The sequence below is a fragment of the Nocardiopsis sp. iso_40 genome (assembly GCF_056173285.1).
The window spans coordinates 5,046,566-5,069,344 of sequence record NZ_CM149666.1 but is presented as its reverse complement, the minus strand read 5'-3'; the positions used below and the strand labels follow the sequence as shown (position 1 = coordinate 5,069,344).

Sequence of the window (22,779 nt, the reverse complement as noted above, 5' to 3'; positions counted from 1 at the left end):
GGCCAGTGATGGGTCTGATGCCGTGGTGACCCGGGTGGTTCGCACACACGTGGACGGTTTCGGGTCCGCGTGCCACGGCGCCCCGCCGGGTGGGCGGGGCGCCGTGGGCTTCGGGCACCGGGTGCGGGCCGCGCAGAGGGGGAGGGGTTCTACTCCGGGGCGGAGGTGAGGTCGACGCCGCTGTAGGCGGAGAGCTTGGTCAGGCGGTGCTCGCTCCGGACCTGGCGCACGGTGCCGCTGCGGCCGCGCATGACCAGCGAGTCGGTGGTCGCGCCGGTGGACTCGTACCGGACCCCGCCGACCAGCTCGCCCTCGGTGATACCGGTCGCGGCGAAGAACACGTCGTCAGAGGACACGAGGTCGTCGGTGTACAGCACGCGGTTCAGGTCGTGGCCCGCGTCGACCGCCTTCTGCCGTTCCTCGTCGTCCTTGGGCCACAGACGGCCCTGGATGACCCCGCCCAGGCACTTCATCGCGCACGCCGTGATGATGCCCTCGGGCGTGCCGCCGATGCCCAGCATCAGGTCGACACCGGTGCCGGGGCGGGCGGCCATGATGGCGCCGGCCACGTCGCCGTCGCTGATGAACTTGATCCGGGCCCCCGCGTCGCGCACGTCCTGCACGATCTGCTTGTGGCGCGGACGGTCCAGGATCACGACCGTGACGTCCTGCGGAGACTTGCCCTTGGCGCGGGCCACGGCGCGGATGTTGTCCGCGGGCGAGGCGGCGATGTCCACCACGTCGGCGGCCTCGGGGCCGGTGGCCAGTTTCTCCATGTAGAACACCGCGGACGGGTCGAACATGGTGTTGCGCGGGCTCATCGCGATCACGGCGATGGCGTTGGGCATGCCCATGGCGGTGAGGGTGGTGCCGTCGATCGGGTCGACCGCCACGTCCCACTCGTGGCCGCCGCCGTCGCCGACGCGCTCGCCGTTGTAGAGCATGGGGGCGTTGTCCTTCTCACCCTCGCCGATCACCACGGTGCCGTTCATCGACACGGTGCTGATCATGTGGCGCATGCCCCGCACCGCGGCGCCGTCGGCGCCGAGCTTGTCACCCTTACCGACCCAGCGGGCCGCGGCGAGCGCGGCGGTCTCGGTCACGCGGACCAGTTCCAGCGCGAGGTTGCGGTCGGGCGCCGGGGCTTGCGCGGGCTGACCACTGGGCTGCGACATGGACGTGACACCTTCCGTCGGGAACAGGGTGGAGTTCACCTCTTAGGGTAGTCACCCGAGGTGAGCCCCGGTCGTCACGGGCCCTGTGGGGGAGGGCGACCGCGGCGGGGGCGTTACGGTCTACGCTGGCGGGGACCCGGACAGGAGTGAGGGCGTGACAGTGGACAAGACGGACAAGCCCGCGCGGGTCTCGCCGCGGGGCGCGGCCACCCGCAGTGCCCTGCTGAAGGCCGCGGCCCAGGTGTTCCGCACGGTGGGCTTCGCGAAGGCCGGTGTGAGCGAGGTCGTCTCGGTCGCGGGGGCCAGCGTCGGCAGCCTCTACCACCACTTCACCGGCAAGGCGGATCTGTACATCGCCCTGTACGAGGAGTTCCAGCAGCGGCAGCAGGAGCGCACGCACCAGGCGGTCCGCGAGGCACGGGCCAGCGGTGAGAGTGATCCCACACGGCTGATGAACATCGCGGCGCACGCCTACCTCCTCGGCTGCATCGAGGAGCGGGAGACCGCCCGGCTGTTCTTCAGCGGGGACGGGCCGCCCGGGTTCGACTACCAGCTGCGGTCCCGGCTCACCCAGTGGACCGACCGCAACGTGGCCCTGTTCCGCAAGGCGGACGAGCCCGTGGACGAGGCGCTGCTGATCGTGGTGAGCGGTTCCATGCTCCTCGCCGTCGCCGAGGTCGTCCGCCGCGACGACGCCGACGCCCACCGGCTGGCCGACGAGATCACCGGTCTGCTCACCGAACTCGAGCCCCGCAACCGCCTCCGGGACTGAGCCCGGCGGGTTCGCGTCCCGTGCCCGCCGCGGGGGCGGGGCCCGCTCACGTGCCCTAACCGCCCCCCAGGTCGAAGCGGGCCGGGGTCTGGGGCAAGCTGGACACTGTCATGAGTGCATACAGCCGGGCCAACGCCACCTTCAAGAACTACGCCATCTCCCTCGGGGTCGTCGTCGCGATCCTCCTGGTGATGGTGTTCGTGGTCTCCACCCGATCGGGTGAACACATCCCCACCGTGGAGTACCGCCCGGACATCGAGGTGCTCCGGGACGCCGCCGACTACCCGGTGACGGCGCCCTCCGAGGACCTCCCGGAGGGATGGACGCCCACCAGTTCCACCCTGGACCTGACCGGCCCGGTCGAGTGGACCGTCGGGTTCGCCACCCCGCAGGACAGCCACGCCAGGCTGACGCAGAGCGACAGGGACCCTGACGACGTGCTGGAGGACCAGGTCAAGGACGCCGAGCCGGTCGGCACCGTCATGGTCGGCGGTCAGGAGTGGGAGCACCTGGAGTCCGAGGACTGGGGAGCCCTGGTGCTGCGCGAGGAGGACCGGACCCTGGTGATCTCCGGCAGCACCTCCGTCGACGAGTTCGCCGTCCTGGCCGAGCACCTGGAGACCTTCCCGGCCCGGGAGGCCGAGGAGGCCGACGGCGGCGAGGCGACCGGAGCGGGTTCGGACGAGGACTCCGCGAGTGGCGAAGGCTCCGGGGACGGTGACGGCGCCGCCGGGGAGGGCGGGTCGGAGGACACCGACTCCTGAGGAACCGCCCCGGGCATCCGGCGGCCCGGGCACCCGAAGGCCGGGGCACCCCGCACACGCCGGGGCCCCGGAGGCGCCCCCGAAAAGGGACGGCCCTCCGGGGCCCCGTCATCGTTTCGTCGTTCGCGGCCCGGCCCTACTCCGCGCGCAGGTCGCGGCGCAGCTCCTTGGGCAGCGAGAAGGTGAGGGTCTCGTCGGCGGTCGTCACCGGGCTGACCGAGCCGAAGCCGTGACCGGCCAGCTTGTCCAGCAGCTCCCGGACCAGGATGTCGGGGACCGAGGCGCCGCTGGTCACACCCACCGTGGTGACGCCCTCCAGCCACGCCTCCTCCATCAGGGAGGCGTTGTCGATCAGGTACGAGGCGTCCGCACCGGAGTCCAGGGCCACCTCGACCAGCCGTACGGAGTTCGAGGAGTTGTCGGAGCCGACCACGATCACGAGCTCGCACTCGGGCGCCATCGCCTTGACGGCCTCCTGGCGGTTGGAGGTGGCGTAGCAGATGTCGTCGCTGGGCGGCGCGAGCAGGTTCGGGAACTTCTTCCGGAGCGCGTCCACGGTCTGGTTGGTCTCGTCCACCGACAGGGTGGTCTGGGACAGCCAGGAGACGTTGTCCGGGTCGCGGACCTCGACCTTGTCGACCTCCTCCGGGCTCTCCACGACCTGGATGTGCTCGGGTGCGTGGCCGCTGGTGCCCTCGACCTCCTCGTGGCCGTTGTGGCCGATGAGGATGATGTCGCGGTCCTGGCCGGCGAAGCGCTGGGCTTCCTTGTGCACCTTCGTGACCAGCGGGCAGGTGGCGTCGATGGTCTTGAGCTGGCGCCGCTCGGCCTGTTCGTGGACGGCCGGCGAGACGCCGTGGGCGGAGAAGACGACGATGGCGCCCTCGGGCACCTCCTCGGTCTCCTCGACGAAGATCGCGCCGCGTTCCTCCAGGGTGCGTACGACATGGGTGTTGTGCACGATCTGCTTGCGCACGTAGATCGGGGCGCCGTACTGCTCCAGGGCCTTCTCGACGGTGATGACCGCCCGGTCGACACCGGCGCAGTAACCCCGGGGGTTGGCGAGTAGCACACGGCGTTGGTTCGTGGCAGTCGTCATCGCACTCATGGGACACATCCTAGGTGTGATCTCGGGCTGTGCGTCCGGGTGTGGGATAGGGCACCTGTCGGGGCTCACCTATCGGTGAGGCCACAGGCAGGTGACGACAGGGCAACGGAATGCTCCCGGCCGGGCTGCGAAGTGGCGAAATCGTTCACTTCCCACCCGCTCATGCTGGTAATCCCTCCTCTATCCTGGTTCACCATCGCATCTGTTATGAGGCGGTTCGCCCTCAACTCGGCCTTGCCTGGTTTGCTGGACGCGCGCCGCCGGCCCAACGCCGAGAGCATCAGGAGCCCCCGTCCTATGTCGAACCCGACCATCGTCACGAAGCTGACCTCCCTTTTCAAGGGCGTCTTCGGACGCAAGGAACCGGTCGTCACGACCGTGCAGGACAAGAAGGACGAGACCCCCACGGCGGAGACCGCGGAGACGGCGGAGAGCACCGAGTCCCCGGCCGCCGAGGCCGCCGCTGAGGCTCCTTCGGAGAAGACCGAGACCCCCGTGGAGAGGAAGGAGGAGAAGGAGGCTCCCGCCGAGCCCGAGCAGCCCGAGGCCGCTCCTGACACCGGTGCCGCTGCTGCCGGGGCCGAGCAGTCCGGGGCCGCTCCCGCCGAGGCCGCTCAGTCCGACGGGTCGCGGCCCGGGGACGGCGCCGAGGAGGAGGCCGGGTCCACCGCCGCCGAGGCCGCCAGGCTGGTCGAGGAGCGCAGGGAAGGCCCCTCCGCCCCGGCCACCGCCGACGTTCCCGAGGACGGCTCCGCGCTGGCCGAGGAGATCGAGGCCGCCGAGGCGCACACCAGGGTCGCCAGCGACGAGGTCCTGGAGAAGGTCCGCAAGGGGGCCGCCCCCGCCGCCGAGGACCTGGCCGTGCCCACCTACGACGAGCTCACCCTGCCCTCCGTCCGCGCCCGCCTGCGCAAGCTCACCATCGATCAGGTCCGCGACCTGCGCGCCTACGAGGTCGCGCACCAGAGCCGCCCCGAGTTCGTGAAGATGTACGACAACCGCATCGCCAAGCTCGAGGCCGGGGCCTGAGCGCGCCGCGGCGTGCTCCGTGGAGCACGCCCGGCGCCGGGGCCGCGCGGCCGCTCCTGCCCGGAACTGTCACCACCCTGGCCTAGGCTCTGGAGCCATGGGCATGGAGAGTTCCGCGGAGTCACCGCAGCCGGTCAGGGTCGTACTCCAAGCGGTCGGCGGCTGGATCGACCGGCTGGGCGCCATCTGGGTCGAGGGCCAGATCGCCGAGCTGAACTCCCGTGGCCGCATGTCCTACCTGACCCTGCGCGACCCGGTCGCCAACGCCTCCATCCGGGTGATCTGCGAGACCTCCGTGCTACGCAGGCAGGAACCGGCCCCGGGGCCCGGAGACCGCGTGGTCATGCACGCCAAGCCCGACTTCTACCAGCTCAAGGGCACCTTCTCGCTGAGGGCCAGGGAGATCCGGCACGTCGGTATCGGTGAACTCCTGGCCCGTCTGGAACAGCTGCGGCGCACCCTGACCGCCGAGGGCGTGTTCGATCCGGCCCGCAAGCGCCCGCTGCCGTTCCTGCCCAACACCGTCGGCCTGGTCTGCGGCCGTGACTCGGCCGCCGAGCGCGACGTGCTGGAGAACAGCCGCCGCCGGTGGCCCGCCGTGCGCTTCGAGGTGCGCCAGGTGGCGGTCCAGGGCGAGCGTGCCACCCGTGAGGTGATCGAGGCACTGCGCGAACTGGACTCGCGCCCCGAGGTCGACGTCATCGTCATCGCCCGGGGCGGGGGTTCCATGGAGGACCTGCTGCCCTTCTCCGACGAGGCCCTGGTCCGCGCCGTCGCCGCCGCGGCCACCCCGGTGGTCAGCGCGATCGGTCACGAGCAGGACGCGCCCCTGCTGGACCACGTGGCGGACGTGCGGGCCTCCACCCCCACCGATGCCGCCAAGCGCACCGTTCCCGACGTGGGCGAGCAGCTGGAGATCATCCGTCAGCTCCGCGACCGCGGCCGCAGGGTCATCGGCGGCGGGCTCGACCGGGAGCTCACCTGGCTGTCGGGCATCCGGGCCCGCCCGGTCCTGGCCGACCCGGTCCGGGAGACGGAGCGGCTCACCGAGCAGGTCCTGGAGCTGCGCGACCGGGCCCGGCGGAGCCTGACCGTCTCGCTGGACCGCGCCACCGACGGTCTCGGCCACACCGAGGCCCGGCTGCACGCCCTGTCCCCGGCCACCACCCTGGCGCGCGGTTACGCCATCGTGCAGCGCGAGGACGGCTCGGTGGTCCGTTCGGCGACCGAGCCCGAGGTGGGGGAGGTCCTGCGACTGCGCTTCGCGGAGGACGGTCTCAGGGCCACGGTCGACTCCGTGGACAGCGAGGAGGAGACCGCTGCGGTCGGGGCGGACGCGGAGCCCGCACCGGCGGAGAAGGCCGGTCCGCGCGGGTCCGCCGCACCCGGGAAGACCGGTGCCGCAGGGAAGGGCGGTACCGCGAGGAAGGCCGGTGCCGCGAGGAAGACCGGCACCGTCGAGGACACCGGTCCCGAGACCGACACCGCACAGCCCGAGGGGGAGTAGGTATGGCCGACACGAGTGAGGCCCCGGAACTGAGCTACGAGGAGAGCCGGGAGGAGTTGAACAACGTCGTCCGCAAACTGGAGTCGGGCGGTCTCACCCTCCAGGAGTCCCTGGCGCTGTGGGAGCGCGGCGAGGAACTGGCCCGGATCTGTGAGCGCTGGTTGGAGGGCGCTCGCGCCAAGCTGGCCGCCGCCATGGACGAGCGGCGGGGCGACGAGCCCCAGGACGCCGACGCGCCCTTCTGACCCCGGCGGCCCTACTCCGGGCCCCGGAACGCAGCGGGGTTATTCGCGGCCGTTGAGCTCGTCGCCGAGGGTGCGCAGGTTGCCGGGCAGGCCGCGGAAGACCGCGATGACCAGGACCAGCGCCGTGCCCAGGAACAGCCACGGCGCGACCTCGGCCAGCCGGGAGGCCAAGCCCAGGATGAGCACGCGGGCGAAGCCCTCGTTGCCCAGGGCCAGCAGGCTCTCGGCGGCGACCACGGCGGCGAAGTAGGCGATCGGCGGGCTCACCGACAGCGACAGCAGGTCGCCGGGCCGGACGAGGGACGCCGTGACCAGGCAGGCGAGTGTGAAGGCCAGGCCCGGGGCGGTGGTCACGGAGGCCAGGTGGGCGATCATGGTTCCGGTGAAGCTGAACACGACGATCAGCAGCACCCCGCCGCGCCCGGTCAGCCGGGGCGGGCGCCGGGGGGCCGCCGGGGCCGTGTTCGGTTGCCTGCGTGCCGTCCCGTCCGCGCTGGGTGCCTCCCGGCTGCGACCGCTGGACCGCACGAAGTACGGGGCCTGTCCGGGCGCCGGACCGTCCGTCTTGCGCGGGGGCATGGTCGTGCGCCTCCCAAGTTTGTTACTCACAGTGTTTAGTGTGTCACTTCTCGTGAATGTTCGGGGGTCTTTCCTGGGATCGTGTCGTCATTTCGGCCACTTGCCCCTTCCGGGGTGAACGCGGCTTCCACCCCTTGGACGCCGGGATCTCCCCGGCTGGTTCTGGCCGGTTCCGGACGGTTGACCGTTAAGTCACTCTCCGTGAACGGCCTCGTCGTGTTTCTTTTGGGTCGAACCGTTGCGGCCGTTACCCCCATGCCGAATACCGTCGAAACCAGCGGTGCCCGTGATTCCGAGTTCCGACATATCCGATTCGACCGATGCGGGTTCGGTGAACTCCGGTGCCGTCACCGTACGCGGGCGCTCCTCCACACCCGAGGGCCGCCCCAGATCGCCCTCGACCAGGCCCAGCTCCCCGAACTTGCGCGCGGTCACCAGCACCCGGCTCTCCAGCGATCCCACGGTCTGGTTGTAGGCGCCCACCGTCCGGTTCAGCGCCCGGCCCAGCCCCTCCACGTGCCCGCCCAGCTTCGACAACCGCGCGTGCAACTGTTTGCCCAGGTCGAACACCTCGCGGGCGTTCTCGCTCAGTGCCTCCTGCTGCCACGCGTACTGCGCCGTCCGCAGGAGCGAGATCAGCGTGGTCGGTGTCGCGATGTGCACCCGTCGCGCCATCGCGTACTCCAGCAGCTCCGGATCGTACTCCAGCGCCGGGGCCAGGAAGGCCTCACCGGGGATGAACAGCACCACGAACTCGGGCGCGGGGGTGAAGGCCGCCCAGTACGACTTGGCCGCCAGCTGGTCCACGTGGGTGCGCACGTGCTTGGCGTGCGTCCGCAGCCTGTCCCGCGTCCCGGGCCCCTCTCCGGCCTCGACCGCGTCCAGGTACGCGGCCAACGGGACCTTGGAGTCCACGACGACGTTCTTGCCGCCCGCCAACCGCACCACCATGTCCGGCCGCTGAGCCCCGGACACCGCCTGCTCCTCGAAGTCGCAGTGCGCGGCCATCCCGGCCAGCTCCGCCACCCGACGCAACTGCAGTTCGCCCCACCGGCCGCGCGCCTCCGGCCTGCGCAGCGCCGTCACCAGCGACCGCGTCTGGTCCCGCAGGCGATCCGAGCCCTCACGAACGTACTCGACCTGCTTGGCCAGCTCCGCGTGCGCGGCGGCCCGCCCGGCGTCGACCTCCCTCAGCTGCGTCTCCACCCGGTTCAGAGTCGCCGTCAACGGTTCCACCATCCGCTCCACGGCCCGCCGCCGCTCGTCCAGATCGCTCCCGGCCTCGGCGCTCACGGCCCGGAGCCGCCCCTCGGCGAGTTCGAGGAAACGCTGGTTGGTCTGGTCCAGGGCCTGCGCGGACAGCGCCCGGAACCGGTCCGCGAGCTGTTCCTCCACGTAGGCGGCGCGCTCCTGGGCCGCTCGGGCGTCCGCTCGGGCCTCGGCGCCGCGGCCGCGGGCGAGCGTCCATCCGAGGGCGGTGCCGACCGCCAGGCCGACCAGGAGCGTGAGTACGAGTGCGAGGGCGTCCATGGCGCCATGTTCTCAATCCACGGTCGCCCCGTGTCGTCAACGCGCAGGATCCCGGACGGCGGGGCGGCGCGGAGGCCGCGGTCCGGGGCGGGCCCGCCGACACCCGGCCCCTGACCGGAACCGGCCACCGGCGGGGGTTGCCGGGGCGGAGTCGAAGACTCACGCTTTCCGGAACCCCCGTGACATCCGCGGCCCCCGGAGAAAGGCCCCACATGCGCCTCGCCACCCATACCAGCGGAGACGGAGACCGCACCGCACTCCTCGTGCACGGCGGGTCGGCCCTGCACCGCACCTGGCACGCCGTGGAGGACGAACTCGTCCGCCGCGGCTACCGGGTCGTCGGGGTGGACCTGCGCGGGCACGGCGACAGCCCGCGCGGCGAGTACTCCACGGAGGCGCTCCGCCAGGACCTCGTCGACACGCTGCCCGCCGGAGCCGACCTGGTCATGGGCCACTCCATCGGCTGCGTGGCCGTGTCCCTGGCGCTGGAGCACCTGCGCCCGGCCCGGGTCGTATACCTGGACCCGGCCTTTCGCGTCCCGCCCCTGCCCGACGGGACCGCGGAACGCATCCGCCGGGTGTACGCCACCGCCGACGCCGCCCGCGTACGCGAACTCCACCCGCTGTGGAGCGACGAGGACGTACGGATCGAGCTGGAGGGTTTCGCGGCCGCCGACCCGGACTTCCACACCTGGGTGGCCGAACAGGTCGCCGGGCTGGACAACTTCCCCAAAACCGCCGAGGTGCCCTCACTCGCGGTGGTCGCGGGGGTGGGCTCGCCGGTCGGGCCCGAGGGCGCCCGCACCCTGGCCGACCGCGGCTTCACCGTCCGCACGGTGGAAGGGGCCGGGCACTGCATCCACCGTGACGACCTCCCGGGGCTGCTCACCGCTCTGGACGGCTGGATCTGAGCCGGTCCCGACACGTGCGGGCCGAGCGGATACACACCGTCCCCGGGAATCAGGCGGGTCCGCTCCGACACCTCTCCAGGGCCTCGCGCCACACGGTGACCGAATCCCAGAACCCGCTCGAAGGTTCCTCCGGCGCGAGCATCCACATCCGCTCCCAGGCGGGGGACGCCCTGCCGGAGATCTCGGTGCGGGCCTCGTAGGGCGGGGCGCCGCTGATCGGGAACCACCGGTACTCCAGCGGGTCGAGGAGGGCCATCAGGCGCTCCTCCACTCCCCGGTCGGGTCGCACCTTGGTCATCACCCAGGGGCGGTAGCGCCGCAGGACCTCCAGGCCCCCGGCGACCACGTCCGGTTCGGTTCCGGCGGTGTCGATCTTCACCACGGTCGGGTAGGTGGCGGCGGTCTCGTTCCAGCGCGACAGGGTGGCCGTGCGCACGGTGATGTGCGCGAACCCCAGCCGGGCGGTGGGTACGAGCCGGTTGCACATGTCGTTGTGCAGGGCCCGGCGCAGGTGTCCGGTGCCGTTGTGGTTGCTCAGTGCCAGGTCCACGACGCTGAAGCCCAGGTCGGCGGAGGCCGAGAGGGACCTTGCGGCGGAGGCGAGCTCCGGGGTGGGCTCGAAGGCGAAGACCGGGCAGCGGGAACGCGCGGCCGCCAGCATCGAGTACACCCCCACGCCCGCGCCGATGTCCAGGACCGCGCCGGGACGGGTGTGGTCGAGGATCGCCATGAAGCTGGCGAGGCTGCCGGGTTCGTGTCTGGACAGGCCCGAGGTGGCCAGTCGCCGGGGAACCGTCAGGTCTCCGGGCAGTTGGAGGGTGAGTGTGTCCGGGCCGACCCTGCGCCGGTCGTCCGCGGGCCGGGGCAGGTCCAGGCGGAAGCGGCGGTTCCGCGGCGGGACCCTGGACGGGTCCAGGCCGCCGAACCGTCTGGGCAGGTGGACGCGGATCTGCCGGGTGGCGAAGCGCACGATCGGGTATCGGTGCACGAACGCGCGCAGCTGGTCTTGGACCACAGTGTCTTCCCCCCAAAGAACGGTGCCGTGGTGGCTGCTGCCGGGGCGGCGAACGCTCCGTCGCCCCTCGGACGCGCTCCTGTGGCCCGCAGGTGTGTGCCCGGTTCCCGCCCCTGGAGCCCGGCCGCACACCGAACCTACTCTGGGTAGTGTCATGAGTGCACTGTGTTTCGGTGATTGGGTTTGGGTGGTTGGGTTTCGCTGGCTGGGGTTTCGCACCCGCGTCTGCTTTCCGACGGGGACGGACCGGCCGCCCCCTTGGTCCGCATAGACTCTGACCTTGTGAGTCTGTCTATCGGGATCGTCGGCCTGCCCAACGTTGGCAAGTCCACCCTCTTCAACGCGCTGACCAAGAACGACGCTCTGGCCGCGAACTACCCGTTCGCGACCATCGAGCCCAATGTCGGAGTCGTGGGCGTGCCCGATGCCCGGCTCGCGAAGCTGGCCGAGATCTTCGGCTCGGCGAAGATCCTGCCGGCGACGGTGGACTTCGTCGACATCGCGGGCATCGTGCGCGGCGCCTCCACCGGTGAGGGCCTGGGCAACAAGTTCCTCGCCAACATCCGCGAGAGCGACGCCATCTGCCAGGTCATCCGGGCCTTCGAGGACGCCGACGTCACACACGTCGACGGTGACGTCGAGCCCTCCCGCGACATCGAGACCATCAACACCGAGCTGATCCTCGCCGACCTCCAGACCCTGGAGAAGGCCGTTCCGCGCCTGGAGAAGGACGCCAAGCGCAACGCCAAGGACAAGAACGCCCAGGAGCTCCTCAAGGCCGCCCGGGCCGCGCAGGAGATCCTCGACGAGGGCGTCTCCCTGTCCCAGGCCAAGGACATCGACCTGGACCGGCTGCGTGAGCTGAGCCTGCTCACCGTCAAGCCGTTCATCTACGTGTTCAACCTCGACAGCGACGAGCTCGCCGACGAGGCCCTGCGCACCAAGCTCCAGGACCTGGTCGCCCCGGCCGAGGCGATCTTCCTCGACGCCAAGATCGAGGCGGAGCTGGCCGAGCTGGAGGAGGACGAGGCCCAGGAGCTGCTGGAGTCCCTCGGCCAGACCGAGTCCGGCCTGGCCCAGTTGGCACGGGTCGGCTTCTCCACCCTGGGCCTGCAGACCTACCTGACCGCCGGGCCCAAGGAGGCCCGCGCCTGGACGATCAAGCAGGGCGCCACGGCCCCCGAGGCGGCCGGCGTCATCCACACCGACTTCCAGCGCGGCTTCATCAAGGCCGAGGTGGTCTCCTACGACGACCTGGTCGAGGCCGGGGACATGCAGTCCGCCCGCTCCGCGGGCAAGGTCCGCATCGAGGGCAAGGACTACGTGATGGCCGACGGCGACGTGGTGGAGTTCCGATTTAACGTCTAGCGTTATTGACGTATCACGTTATATGCTCATGCTGTGATCAGGTCGTTCGGCAACAAGGACACTGAACGGTTGTGGCGTCGTGAGCGCGTACGGTCGATCGATTCTCGAATCCATCGGGTCGCGTTGCGCAAGCTCCGCCAGGTGGGGGCTGCGGAGTCGCTCAGCGATCTCCGCGTGCCACCCGGAAACCGGCTCGAAGCACTGAAAGGTGACCGGGCTGGGCAACACAGCATCAGGATCAACAGCCAGTGGCGGATCTGTTTCGTGTGGACCAACGCTGGCCCCGAGGAGGTCGAGATCGTTGACTACCACTGACAAGATCGCGCCGATTCACCCAGGTGAAGTGCTCATGGCGGACTTCATCGAGGGCTTCGGCATAACGCAGAACAAGCTTGCGGTGTCGATCGGAGTACCCCCGCGCCGCATCAACGAGATCGTGCACGGCAAGCGTGCGATCACGGCCGACACGGCGCTGCGTCTCGGGAAGTTCTTCGGAACGTCGGCGCAGTTCTGGTTCAACCTGCAGACGCGCTACGAGCTCGATCTGGTGGAAGACCGCGTTGCCGAGCAGATCGAGGCGATCACGCCTCTGCAAGCAGTATGACGCCTGAGCCGAACGTCCTCCGGCGCGGTGCAGGGGCACCAGTGATCGCCGTGCACGGCAACGGCCTCGATCACCGCCTGCTGCGCGCGCTCGACGATTGAACGCGAGGAGTTCGCGGGCATCGCCGTACGCCAGGTCTCCGTTCACCTCGAACAGCCAACCGCCGTGGACGCGGATCTTCGCGACTGGGTACGACGCATGGGGGTCGCCTGCTGGAGCGGCGGCACGGGGCTGACGTGAAGCTCTGATGTCCGGCTGAGTCGTTGCGGACACGAGATGAGGTGCTGACGAGACCTTGCCCGGTCCCGGAACGCGGTGGAGCTGCGCTTCAACGTCTGACCCTTCGAATCCACGCATTCACGCGAGGGGCGGGCCGAATACTCGGCCCGCCCCTCGCCGTGTCCGGTCCGCGGTCACCGGCCGCGCCCCCTGCGGTGGCCGTCCGCCTCCACGGCGTCCGGCCTGCCCTTCCGGAGGCCGGACTTGAGCGCCCGGCGGTAGCCGACGATCGCCCCCACCAGGCTGAGCGCACCCAGCACGGCGGTCGGCACGTGCCCGACCGCCCAGCCGGCGCTGGTCGCCGCGATGCCTGCGCACAGGAGTACCCCCACCCACCACCAGCGCGGCCCGCCCAGCGCGACGCCTCCGTAGACGGCCGAGCCGACGAGGGTGGCGGTGAACAGGAATACCCCCGTGCCGCCGATGCCGATCACGGTGGGGATCACCCACCCCGGCGGAGGGTCGGCGTCGGCGTACATGACCACGGGGATTCCGGCGCCGAAGAACAGCAGCACGCTCAGGATGACCGCGGTGGTACCGGCGAGGGTGAGCTTCGCCGTGGTGCTCAGGGGTTCGGTGTACTGGTCCAGCGTCGCCGACCACGAGCCCCATATGACCCAGCCCGCGCAGGCAAGTACGGTGCCCAGGCCGAGCGGCACCAGGAACACCGGGCTTTCGAGTTCGCCGGTGACCAGGTTGGTCACGATGCCGATCGGGATGCTCAGCAGCAACAGCCCCAGCCCCGCCAGAGCGCCGTACCCGAACACCCGCTCCATCCGCCGGGCCGGGTGTGCCCTGCCCACCTTGCGCCGGACGGATCCGTTCCTACCGCTCACGGTCTCGTCACCGGCCTTCCTGCGCCCTGCTCCGTGTTTCCGGCACCGCCGGGGAGGACGGTGCGGCCCGGGGCGGAGCGGCGCTCGGAGCCCACCGTCCCGTAGCGGTCCGCGGCGGCGTCGCGCACGCCCGGAGTGAGTGGGGGGAGTCGTTGTTCCATGCCGGGAACCCTACGCCGCGGTACCGCTGTGCCCGCAGCCCGGTACCGGCTGAACCGCCGTTCAGGTCCGGCGCCGGGGCAGCAGCCCGGCCAGGTCCAGGTCGAGGCCGAAGGGCAGGGGCCGTTGGAGCGCGCCCCGGAAGATACCGGCCGGGGCGTAGGCGCCCGTGGGCCCGTCGAGTTCGTAGACGTGGGCGACCGGGACCCCGTTCTCCTCCTCGACGCACCAGTAGTGGGGGATCCCGGCCTCCGCGTACTTGCGGAGCTTGACCGTCCGGTCCCGGTGGGCGGGGACTCGGGTGAGACGACCTCGACGACCAGCAGGACGTCCTCGGGGGCGTACCACGTGCGATCGGGCTCGTAAGGGGCGCTGGTGGCCAGGAGGCCGGGTTCGGGCCGGTTGCGCGCGTCGAGCCGAACGGTCATCTCCCGTTCGATCTCGATGCCCCGGGGAGCCTGGTCCGTCAGTGCGGTGGTCAGTCCGGTGACCAGACGGCCGTGCCAGGAGCGCTGGGGGACGTCATGAAGACGAGTGCTCCGTCGATGAGCTCGGTGTGCCGGGGGCCTCCGGGAGGTGGTCCAGGTCCTCCGCGAACCAGCCTTCCTCCCGGGGCGGACGCATCCATTCGGGCAGCGCGGCCATGTCCCCACGTTAGCGGTTCGGCCGTCGGCCGGTCGCGTCGGCGGATACCTTCGGGGAGATCCCGGTTACATCCGGTCAACGGTTTCCTGTCCTCCGGGGGCAGGTCTTGCTCTCCGAACGGTGACTAATCCCTTTACGGTCTGGCCAGAAATACGCTGACGTGCACAACCATAGGGTGAGTTCAGTGGCGCATTGCCATATTCTGCGCTTTTTGCGAAGTTCTTCCATGGGGGACAATGTGCACCCGACGGGGAAACGCGGACTCGCCCTGGCGGCTCCCAACCCGCACAATGCCTCACTATAGGGATGGGGTAGACAAGGGCATGGCGGAAGCGTCGGCGACGGCGCGATGATGTTCGGGCGTCGGCGTACCAGCCGGCGCGTCACTGTGTGGAGGAGGCGGGGATGGCCAAGACGTCGCGGCGCGACACCGCGGTGCGTGACCGGGCGGACGACACCGACCGCGAACTCGACGCTCCGCCTCCCCGCAGGCCGCGCGCCGGCGCGGGCGGGCGCTGGTGGGTCGGCGTGGGGCGCGTCCTGCTGTGGGCGTTCATCATCGTCGTCGTCTTCAACGGCATCTGGTTCCCCATCCGCAACGGTTTCTCCCTCCCCACCTCCGCGGCCGAACCCGAGACCGCCGAAACGGTCGACTTCCCCGAGACCTCCGCGGCCGCCTTCGCGCTGCGCTTCGCCGAGACCTACCTCGACACCTCCGACCCCGAAGCCCGGCAGGCCGCCCTGGCCGCCTTCGTCCCCGAGGGCGAGGCGGGTCTGCTCAACGTCCCCGCGGACAGCCTCACCGGGGACAACCTGACCGTGGTCGCCGTCGACGTCAGCGACGAGTACAACGCCCTCGTGGTCGTCCGCGCCGACGTCAACGGCGAAACCATGAGCCTCCAGGTGCCGGTCTACAGCGACGGCGACTCCCTCGTCCTCTCCGGCCGCCCCGCCCTGCTCGCCGAACCCGACCTGGCCGAGCTGCCCGCGGGCTCCTCGTTCGAGGAGGACCCGCAGGTCGCCGACCAGCTCTGGGAGGTGCTCCCCGGCTTCTTCGAGGCCTACGCGCAGGAGCCCGGTCACCTCGACCGCTACGTGGAACCGGGTGCCGCGATCGCCCCGCTTCCGGCGAACAGCCTGGAATTCCACGAACTGTCCGATCTGACGGTGCCATCCCAGTCCTCGACCGGGGATGATGACGTACGACAGGTGGCGACCACCGTGGTCTGGTCCCTGCCCTCCGCCGACTCCGACGACGGCGCGGGCGAGACCGGTCAGGTGGTGCAGAACTACCTGGTCACGATCGTCGACTCCGGCAACGAGTGGTACGTGCGTGACATCCAGGGCGCCCCGCACTCCTTCGGCGAGTGACCGGACGGTGACGGGGCCCGTAGGCAAGGAGACGAGAGAAACCATGTGCACACCAGCACCGACAGCGGAGGAAGGCGCCTGACATGCTCCCCCTGTTGTCCACCGCAGCCGACGCCATGACGGCCCTCGGCAGCGCCGACCCGATCTCCCTCGCGAACGGGACCACCCCCGCGGAGAACGCCCCCGACACCGGTGGACTCGCGGACTTCCTGCGCGGCTTCTTCGGACCGCTCTTCCTCGTCATCGTGTCCATCGTGGCGATCTTCTTCCTGTTCACCAGGGAGATCACCCGCTTCATGCAGTTCATCATCCTGGCGATCTTCATCGGGATCGTCTTCTACGTCCCCGGCATCATCGAGGTCATCGCCGTGGCGCTCGCCCGAGCGATGGGCGTATCGACGGAATAGGCGAGGGAGGCCGGAAACGTGGATCTGCCCACGTACACCAACATCTGGCGTATCGAGAAGCGGCTGTACAAGCTCTACGATTTCCGGCTGCCCATGCCGCTCCCGGTGGGTACCTTCGGGGTCGCCCTGGGCGTGTTCGCGCTGTGGGTGGTGCTGCTGAGCATCCTCAACGCCCCGTTCGACTTCGGCAACGGCTGGCACCTGGTGCTGTGGGTCGTTCCGCCGGGAGTGATCACCGTGCTGGCCACCCGGCCGGTGGTCGAGGGGAAACGCCTCACCGAACTGCTCATCTCGCAGGCGCGGTTCCTCGTCGAGGCCCGCGTCTACACCCGGCTGGCCCCCGAGTACGAGCCCGCCGAGGCCCGGGTCTCGGCCCGGGTGTGGCACCGGGACCCCGACGCCGGGCCCCTGCCCCTGACCCGGAGCGCGGCCCGTCGCGTCCAGGCGGAGGAGGCCGCCGGGAGGGGGCTCGCCGCCGTCTCCGAGGACGCGGATCAGGCATCGGCCGCGCAGGAGCAGCCGGCCGCGGGGAGCAGCGGTCTGCGCGCCGACCCCGAGGCCGCGCCGCCGCTGCGCGGTGTGCCCGTGGGCGCCGCCTCCCGTCCCGCCCCCGAACCCGTGTCCCACCCGGGCCCCGACACCGACGACTCCGTCGAGTACGCCCCGGTCCGTGAGCAAACCTCCGCCCGGAGGGTCCCGGCCGTTGCCGCCGCCACTGCGGGCGGTCCCGGCCCGGGCGGCCACGGCCCCGCCCCGATCGGGGCGGAGGGTGCCGTGGCGGAGCAGCAGGACGGGCTCGGGCACCGGGCGCTGGCCGCCGACACCCCCGAGCACGAGGACCGTGCCCGCTCCGGGGTGGGCCGCCGTGTCCTCAACTACTTCGGTTTCGGCCTGGGGACGGAACCCGGCGCCGACGGTCCCGGTCCGGACGGGGGCGGACACCACGGTGACGACGGCACCGACGGCACCGACGAGGGCCGAGGCCGCCGGGGACCGGGACGGGACCTGCCCGAGGCCGACGACACCGGTGAGGGCTTCGACGAACCGCTCTACGTCACCGAGGATGACGAGCAGCGCGACCGCGACGCGTGGTTCGCCCAGCTGCGCGCCTCCTCCGGTCACACCCCCCTCGGACTGACCTCCAAGGGCGCTTACGCCGCCAGCGAGACGGGCGCCATGAGCAGCGCCGAACTCGCCGACGCGGTCACCCCGGACGCACCCGTCCCCGCGCGGGACGCGGACGAGCGGCACCCTGCCGAGCAGGGTGCGGCGGCTCCGGGAGCGGAGGGGACGGACGAGGAGTCCGCCGCCGCGCGCCGCCTGCGCGGCCGGGTCCAGGGCATCAGGGTGGCCAAGGACCTCGCGGACCGACGTGAGCGCACCGTTGACGAGGAGGAGCCCGTCGCGGATGCGGGCCCGGAACCTGCTCCGGTGCGCGAACGCCTCCGCCCGGCCCAGCCCGAGCCCAGGACCAGGGCCCGGGGGCAGGCCCTCCCGGACAGCGGGGGAGCCGGTCCGGAGCGGTCGTCGAAGACCCGGCGCCAGGGGCGTCCGCACGCCGCCCCGTGGGCGCTCGAAGCCGACGGTGAGGGGAGCCGGCCGAGGGCCGTCGGCGGGACCGACTACCCGGACCTGTCCGACTACGCAGCCCGCTACGCCGCCGCCACCGGACGCCCCACGGCGGCCGACGAGGTGTCCGCGGCCCCGTGGCTGCCCCCGGCCTCCGGCGCGCCCGGGGAGGCCGCACCGGACGGGGAACAGGACCGGAGGCAGAGCGGGCGGGGGCCGCGCGAGGAGGGGGGCGACGCCGGGATCGGCCGTTCCGAGGCCGGGCCGCAGACCTCCCACGCCGCGACCAGCCTCGGAGCCGCCCCCCGGAACGGATCCGAACCGGAGGCCGAGCCCGAACCGGAGGCTGCGACCGAACCAGCGGCCGGGGCGGGCTCCGATCCGTCGGTGGGGACCGAACCCGTCCCGGTCCCGGCGGACGGTGCCGCCAAACCACCGCTACAGCTGGACCACGGCACCGGCGAGCACGAGGCCATGCCGGTGGAGCCCGCCCAGGAGGACCCCGCCGAGCGCGGCCCGGAATGGTCCGAGCACATGTCCGTGCTCGACCAGCATCTGATCAAGGCCGACACCCCGGCCCCGCCGCGGCCCAAGTTCGCCGACGCCGTGCCCTCCGGGGAGCGCGCGGACGAGCGCAGGGACCCCTCGGAGTGGTTCGACGACGGCAAGCGCCGCCACCCGGACCAGCCCAAGGTGGGGGACCGCGACAACCCGGTGATCGCGGTCAGCGAGCTCCGCGAGGAGCGCCGAGCCGCTGCCGAGGCCCGCGAACAGGAGGCCCGCGAACAGGAGGCCCGCGAACAGCGTGCGCGGGAGCGCCAGGACCGGGAACGGGTCGTTCGGGAGGAGGCGGCGGAGGCCGAGCGCCGTGCGGCCGGGGCCGCCGCCGAGCCGGACGAGGGGCCCAAGCCGCCCACACAGCTGGACCACGGCACGGGTGAGCTCGTGAGCTTCGCGGAGGTCCGTAAGGACCCCGCCCCCGCCGCTTCCGGTCACGGGGCCGGGACGGCTTCCCCCGAGCCCGCGGCCCCGGCACCCGGTTCCGAGGACGAGTCCACGTCCGAGTCCGCGGCCAGGAGGACCGAGGCCGAGCTCGCCGAGGCGGAGGCCGCCGCGCTCCGCTCCCGCCGGACCCCTGAGGCGGCCAGGACCGAACCGGAGGCCCCGGCCCGCTCCGACCGGCTGTCCCGGACGATGCGGGCCGCCTCCACCGCCCCGACCGCTTCTGCGCACTCTCCGGCCGCCCCGATGGACCCTCCGGCCGCAGGGGAGGGTGAGCCACGGGCCCGGGCGGCGCAGGCGGGTGCGGAGCCGACCGCTCCGGGTGCCGGGGAGACCGCGGCGGACGCCCCCCGGGGCGCCCCGGGGGAGCACGACCTGCACGACGGGGTCTTCCACCGGGTCGCCCAGAACGCCCGGCGCATCGGCCAGCTTTTCGGCCAGCCCGCTCCGGGGGAGGAACCCGACCCGCCCCGCGGTTCCGGACCCGCGTCCGCCGACACGGACCCGGCCAAGCCCGAACTGGAACTCGACCACGGCACCGGCGAACAGGCCCGCCTGGGGGACACCCCCAACGGGGTGCCCTCGCAACGGCCCGAACCCGAGCCGGCCGGACAGGCCGAGGAACCCGCCGCCGACTCCGGCGGTACCCGCGGCTGGCGCCGTCTGGCCAAGGTCGTCACCGGGGGAGGGGCGCCGGTCCGCTCGGACCTGCCCGCCAGCGACATTGAGCGGTTGCGCACCCCGCTGGCCGAACCGCGCTCCCTGGTCGTCCTCGGCTGCACCGGTGGCGCCGGGCAGACGGTGACCGCCCTGATGGTCGGGCACACCCTCGCCGCGCACCGCGACGACCGGGTGGTGGCGGTCGACGTCAACCCCGGCCCGAACGGCCTGTCCCGCCGGGTCGGCGCGCAGGCCCCGGAGACCCTCACCGCACTGTTGGCCAACGCCGACTCCGTGGACGAGTACGACCGGATGCGTTCCTACGCGGGCCGGGCCGGGACCGGGCTGGAGGTCGTCCAGACCCTGGACGACCCCTATGTCCAGACCCTGGACGACCGCGACTACGGCCAGCTCACCGGTCTGCTCGGCGGGTTCTACGGTGTGACGCTGCTGGACCCGGCCGCCACGGGTGTGGCCCGGGCCCTGCCGGTGGCCGACGGACTCGTCCTGGTGGCCCCGGCCAGCGCGGACGCCGAGCGCGCGGTCTCCATGACCTTCGAGTGGTTGGACGGCAACGGCTACGGCGCCCTCAGGGCCAACTCGGTCCTGGTGGTCAACGGTGTGAGCAAGCGCAGCCTCCAGGACGTGGACGCCGCCGAGCGGGTGGCCCGCGGCCGCTGCCGTGCGATCGTGCGGATCCCGTGGGACGACCACCTGGGCTCCTCCTACACGAAGATCGACGTCGGTGCCCTCCGCCCGGCCACCAAACGCGCCCACGGGGCTCTGGGCGGGGTTCTGGTCAACGCCCTGGCCCCCGCCTCCACGGCCACCTGAGCCGGACGCACACGGCGGCCCGCCCCCGGTCGGGGGCGGGCCCGCCGTGCCGTCGCCTCCACAGCAGTGATCTTGCCCGTAGTGCAGGGCTCGACGACCGAGGACTGCACTGGGGGCAAGATCATGGTCGGGTTCGGAGTTACCGGCCGACGGGTGCGTTCTCCCGGGCGGCGAGGAACTCCGGGCGGGCGCCGTTGGCGCTGAACGGTTTCGTGCACGCGTTGTCCACGCTGTTGAACACGATGAACACGTTGGAGCGCGGGTAGGGCGTGATGTTGCCGCCGGAGCCGTGCATGCAGTTGGAGTCGAACACGGTCACGCCGCCCGCCGAGCCGGTGAGCACGTCGATGCCGTGCCGGTCGGCCAGCATCGTCAGGGACGCCTGGTCCGGGGTGCCCACGTGCTGGCTCTTCAGCGAGGAGCGGTAGTGGTCGTCCGGGGTCTCGCCCACGCAGGACACGAAGGTCCGGTGCGACCCGGGCATGATCATCAGGGCACCGTTGTGGGTGTAGTTGTCGGTGAGCGCCACGGAGAAGCTGACCGCTCGCATACGGGGCATGCCGTCCTCGGCGTGCCAGGTCTCGAAGTCCGAGTGCCAGTAGAACGAACCGCCGCCGAAGCCCGGCTTGTAGTTGACGCGGCTCTGGTGCACGTACACGTCGGATCCGAGGATCTGGCGGGCGCGGTTGACGAGGCGCGGGTCGTTCACGAGGTCGTGGAAGACCTTGCTGACCTTGTGCACCTCGAAGACCGAACGCACCTCGTCGGAGGACGGTTCGACGACCACGCGCTCGTCGGCGCGCAGCGCGGGGTCGGAGCTGAGTCGGCGGAGCTCGGCGCGGTAGGCCTCGACCTCCTGCGGGCTCACCATCGACTCGACCTGTGTGTAGCCGCGGCGGTCGTAGCCCTCCAGTTCCCCTGAGGTGAACGGGCCTCCTTCGGAGCCCTGCCAGACGACGGGGTCCCTGCGGTAGAGCAGGGACGGTTCGGTGGCCTTTCGGGTCGGGTACTCGTCCGCGGTCGGAAGATCCATTTGCAGAGTCATGCCGTTCCCCTCGGTGAGGGTGCTCCTCTCAGAATCGGGTTCTCCGTACGACATGCGAACTTAACAAACTTGCGGGAGGAGGATATCCGGCACCCTTTTCGGCGTGGGTTTACGAATCGGGACGCTGGGTAGTACAGCCATACTATATGGGCGAAAACATATTTCTCGGCGGCTTTGCCTGCGGGTTTTCGGTGCCCCCGCTCCGCCTTTCGGTGGTGTTCACCTGCACGGTGTCGCGGAGGGTGATCGTCCAGCCCTCCGATCGCCGTCTGTTTGTAATCATCCCAGGTCGTCCAGTTGCGGAGGCGGATCTCAGGCTCCGAGCCGCTTCGGCGCATCTGTCTATGTGATCTATTTCACATGCATCTGGTGCGGCTCGCGGTGCAATGTCGAGGGGTGTTTCCACCGCTGTCGGGGGTCCGGGCGCGCGTCCCTGCCCGTGCTCCCGCACGCGACTTTGCACGCTACTCCACGCGCCGTCGCGCGTGTCTTCGGAGTTCTCTCCCCGTGCCCTCCGGTTCACGCGGAATTACCCTCGCGGGTACTGGCATGAAAGGCTTCTCCACCCCACAGTGGTGGGGTCCGTATTTCCTCGACCCGCTCAAGAGGAGAACTCAGTGCCCCTTCCGCCCAGGCCCCCCTCCCCCCGTGTGCTCGCCCGCGCCGCAGCCGCGGTCTCGGCCGCCGTGGTGGCGATCGTCCTCGGCTGGTCCGCCCCGGCCGCCGCCGACCACACCCTTCCGCCGAACATCCCCGGCGACTCCGCGGCCCAGTCCCAGCTGAACTCGCTCACCGTGGCCCCCAAGGGCCCGCAGTCCGGTTACGACCGAAGCCTCTTCCCGCACTGGTACGTGGTCGACAGCCCCTGCACGGCCCGCCAGGTCGTGCTCCAGCGGGACGGCCACGGCGTCGTGACCGACTCCGGCTGCCAGCCCACCGCCGGGAGCTGGTGGAGCGCCTTCGACGACGAGTGGGTGTACGACGTCCCCGGCGACATCAGCGTCGACCACATGGTCCCGCTCAGCGAGGCATGGAAGACCGGCGCCGCCGACTGGTCCACCTCCCGGCGCGCCGACTTCGCCAACGACGTCACGAGTTCCCAGCTGTGGCTGGCCACCCCGTCCAGCAACAGCACCAAGGGGGACAAGGACCCCTCGGAGTGGATGCCGACCAACACCGCCGTCCACTGCGACTACGCCAAGTCCTGGATCAACGTGAAGTACGTCTACGACCTCACCGTCACCTCCTCCGAGGAGTCCGTGCTCCAGAGCACCCTCGACACCGCCTGCTAGCGGACGGCGCACGTTGGCCGGACGCCGCCCAGCGGCCCGGACGGCGCTGACCCGCCGACGGCGTGCGGTTCGG

22 protein-coding genes and 1 pseudogene are annotated in these 22,779 nt (G+C 71.3%); 13 read left to right on the top strand and 10 right to left on the bottom strand.

Annotated features, from left to right (window positions below; genetic code table 11):
• Window positions 1-149: 149 nt before the first annotated feature.
• Complete coding sequence (gene glpX, locus AC0VYD_RS21960) at window positions 150-1,175, bottom strand: class II fructose-bisphosphatase (RefSeq protein WP_473038155.1); 1,026 nt, start codon at window positions 1,173-1,175, stop codon at window positions 150-152.
• A gap of 160 nt (window positions 1,176-1,335) precedes the next feature.
• On the opposite strand from glpX, the gene AC0VYD_RS21955 reads away from it, so the two are divergent.
• The gene (locus tag AC0VYD_RS21955) at window positions 1,336-1,947 is read left to right on the top strand and encodes a TetR/AcrR family transcriptional regulator (RefSeq protein ID WP_191274648.1); all 612 of its coding nucleotides are present in this window, start codon (window positions 1,336-1,338) and stop codon (window positions 1,945-1,947) included.
• Window positions 1,948-2,057: 110 nt separating this feature from the next.
• Entirely contained in the window at window positions 2,058-2,711 is a 654-nt protein-coding gene (locus AC0VYD_RS21950; protein ID WP_475477296.1) for a DUF4245 domain-containing protein, read from the top strand.
• Between the two features lie 136 nt (window positions 2,712-2,847).
• Here the strand turns inward: AC0VYD_RS21950 and AC0VYD_RS21945 are convergent, their stop codons facing one another.
• Window positions 2,848-3,819 carry a 4-hydroxy-3-methylbut-2-enyl diphosphate reductase gene (locus tag AC0VYD_RS21945; RefSeq protein WP_475477295.1) on the bottom strand — a complete coding sequence of 324 codons (972 nt, stop codon included), beginning with the start codon at window positions 3,817-3,819 and terminating at the stop codon, window positions 2,848-2,850.
• A gap of 297 nt (window positions 3,820-4,116) precedes the next feature.
• Here AC0VYD_RS21945 and AC0VYD_RS21940 point away from each other — a divergent pair, with 297 nt between their 5' ends.
• The 3 genes from AC0VYD_RS21940 (at window position 4,117) to AC0VYD_RS21930 (ending at window position 6,600) form a co-directional block, all read left to right on the top strand.
• Window positions 4,117-4,848: a hypothetical protein gene (locus AC0VYD_RS21940; protein ID WP_475477294.1), complete on the top strand. Its 732-nt coding sequence runs from the start codon at window positions 4,117-4,119 to the stop codon at window positions 4,846-4,848.
• Between the two features lie 97 nt (window positions 4,849-4,945).
• On the top strand, window positions 4,946-6,355 hold the full coding sequence (gene xseA / locus AC0VYD_RS21935) for an exodeoxyribonuclease VII large subunit (protein ID WP_475477293.1): 1,410 nt from the start codon (window positions 4,946-4,948) through the stop codon (window positions 6,353-6,355).
• 2 nt (window positions 6,356-6,357) lie between these two features.
• Window positions 6,358-6,600 (top strand): exodeoxyribonuclease VII small subunit, encoded by a 243-nt coding sequence (locus tag AC0VYD_RS21930; RefSeq protein ID WP_475477292.1) that lies wholly within the window; start codon window positions 6,358-6,360, stop codon window positions 6,598-6,600.
• Window positions 6,601-6,639: 39 nt separating this feature from the next.
• Here AC0VYD_RS21930 and AC0VYD_RS21925 read toward each other — a convergent pair whose 3' ends face one another.
• The gene (locus tag AC0VYD_RS21925) at window positions 6,640-7,179 is read right to left on the bottom strand and encodes a DUF6542 domain-containing protein (protein ID WP_475477291.1); all 540 of its coding nucleotides are present in this window, start codon (window positions 7,177-7,179) and stop codon (window positions 6,640-6,642) included.
• A 192-nt stretch (window positions 7,180-7,371) separates the two neighbouring features.
• Window positions 7,372-8,709, bottom strand: a complete 1,338-nt coding sequence (locus AC0VYD_RS21920; protein WP_475477290.1) for a DNA recombination protein RmuC — start codon at window positions 8,707-8,709, stop codon at window positions 7,372-7,374.
• Between the two features lie 212 nt (window positions 8,710-8,921).
• Here AC0VYD_RS21920 and AC0VYD_RS21915 point away from each other — a divergent pair, with 212 nt between their 5' ends.
• Window positions 8,922-9,620, top strand: coding sequence for an alpha/beta fold hydrolase (locus tag AC0VYD_RS21915; protein WP_475477289.1), 699 nt, complete (start codon window positions 8,922-8,924; stop codon window positions 9,618-9,620).
• A 49-nt stretch (window positions 9,621-9,669) separates the two neighbouring features.
• Here the strand turns inward: AC0VYD_RS21915 and AC0VYD_RS21910 are convergent, their stop codons facing one another.
• Window positions 9,670-10,635 carry an FkbM family methyltransferase gene (locus tag AC0VYD_RS21910; RefSeq protein WP_475477288.1) on the bottom strand — a complete coding sequence of 322 codons (966 nt, stop codon included), beginning with the start codon at window positions 10,633-10,635 and terminating at the stop codon, window positions 9,670-9,672.
• Window positions 10,636-10,917: 282 nt separating this feature from the next.
• Here AC0VYD_RS21910 and ychF point away from each other — a divergent pair, with 282 nt between their 5' ends.
• From ychF to AC0VYD_RS21895, 3 genes are read left to right on the top strand one after another with little or no spacing between them, the layout of a single operon-like run.
• Window positions 10,918-12,003: a redox-regulated ATPase YchF gene (gene ychF, locus AC0VYD_RS21905; protein ID WP_475477287.1), complete on the top strand. Its 1,086-nt coding sequence runs from the start codon at window positions 10,918-10,920 to the stop codon at window positions 12,001-12,003.
• 33 nt (window positions 12,004-12,036) lie between these two features.
• Complete coding sequence (locus tag AC0VYD_RS21900; RefSeq protein WP_475477286.1) at window positions 12,037-12,318, top strand: type II toxin-antitoxin system RelE/ParE family toxin; 282 nt, start codon at window positions 12,037-12,039, stop codon at window positions 12,316-12,318.
• Window positions 12,305-12,607 (top strand): HigA family addiction module antitoxin, encoded by a 303-nt coding sequence (locus AC0VYD_RS21895; RefSeq protein ID WP_475477285.1) that lies wholly within the window; start codon window positions 12,305-12,307, stop codon window positions 12,605-12,607. The genes AC0VYD_RS21900 and AC0VYD_RS21895 overlap by 14 nt, the downstream gene beginning before the upstream one ends.
• A gap of 413 nt (window positions 12,608-13,020) precedes the next feature.
• Here the strand turns inward: AC0VYD_RS21895 and AC0VYD_RS21890 are convergent, their stop codons facing one another.
• The 4 genes and pseudogenes from AC0VYD_RS21890 to AC0VYD_RS21875 form a co-directional block, all read right to left on the bottom strand.
• A complete protein-coding gene (locus AC0VYD_RS21890; RefSeq protein ID WP_475477284.1) occupies window positions 13,021-13,722 on the bottom strand; it encodes a hypothetical protein in 702 nt (233 codons plus the stop codon).
• Entirely contained in the window at window positions 13,719-13,883 is a 165-nt protein-coding gene (locus tag AC0VYD_RS21885; protein ID WP_475480386.1) for a hypothetical protein, read from the bottom strand. Before AC0VYD_RS21885 ends, AC0VYD_RS21890 begins: the two co-directional genes overlap by 4 nt.
• A gap of 61 nt (window positions 13,884-13,944) precedes the next feature.
• Complete coding sequence (locus AC0VYD_RS21880) at window positions 13,945-14,229, bottom strand: hypothetical protein (RefSeq protein ID WP_475480385.1); 285 nt, start codon at window positions 14,227-14,229, stop codon at window positions 13,945-13,947.
• Between the two features lie 8 nt (window positions 14,230-14,237).
• Window positions 14,238-14,534 (bottom strand): annotated as a pseudogene (locus AC0VYD_RS21875) (hypothetical protein); the annotation flags it as partial.
• A 397-nt stretch (window positions 14,535-14,931) separates the two neighbouring features.
• On the opposite strand from AC0VYD_RS21875, the gene AC0VYD_RS21870 reads away from it, so the two are divergent.
• From AC0VYD_RS21870 to AC0VYD_RS21860, 3 genes are all read left to right on the top strand, one after another.
• Window positions 14,932-15,897 (top strand): conjugal transfer protein, encoded by a 966-nt coding sequence (locus AC0VYD_RS21870; protein WP_475477283.1) that lies wholly within the window; start codon window positions 14,932-14,934, stop codon window positions 15,895-15,897.
• An 83-nt stretch (window positions 15,898-15,980) separates the two neighbouring features.
• Window positions 15,981-16,304 carry a hypothetical protein gene (locus tag AC0VYD_RS21865; protein WP_475477282.1) on the top strand — a complete coding sequence of 108 codons (324 nt, stop codon included), beginning with the start codon at window positions 15,981-15,983 and terminating at the stop codon, window positions 16,302-16,304.
• 18 nt (window positions 16,305-16,322) lie between these two features.
• Window positions 16,323-20,369, top strand: coding sequence for a TcpE family conjugal transfer membrane protein (locus AC0VYD_RS21860; RefSeq protein ID WP_475477281.1), 4,047 nt, complete (start codon window positions 16,323-16,325; stop codon window positions 20,367-20,369).
• A gap of 139 nt (window positions 20,370-20,508) precedes the next feature.
• Here the strand turns inward: AC0VYD_RS21860 and thpD are convergent, their stop codons facing one another.
• Complete coding sequence (gene thpD, locus AC0VYD_RS21855) at window positions 20,509-21,414, bottom strand: ectoine hydroxylase (protein ID WP_475477280.1); 906 nt, start codon at window positions 21,412-21,414, stop codon at window positions 20,509-20,511.
• A 617-nt stretch (window positions 21,415-22,031) separates the two neighbouring features.
• Here thpD and AC0VYD_RS21850 point away from each other — a divergent pair.
• Window positions 22,032-22,706 carry a GmrSD restriction endonuclease domain-containing protein gene (locus tag AC0VYD_RS21850; protein WP_475477279.1) on the top strand — a complete coding sequence of 225 codons (675 nt, stop codon included), beginning with the start codon at window positions 22,032-22,034 and terminating at the stop codon, window positions 22,704-22,706.
• The last annotated feature ends 73 nt before the right edge of the window (window positions 22,707-22,779 follow it).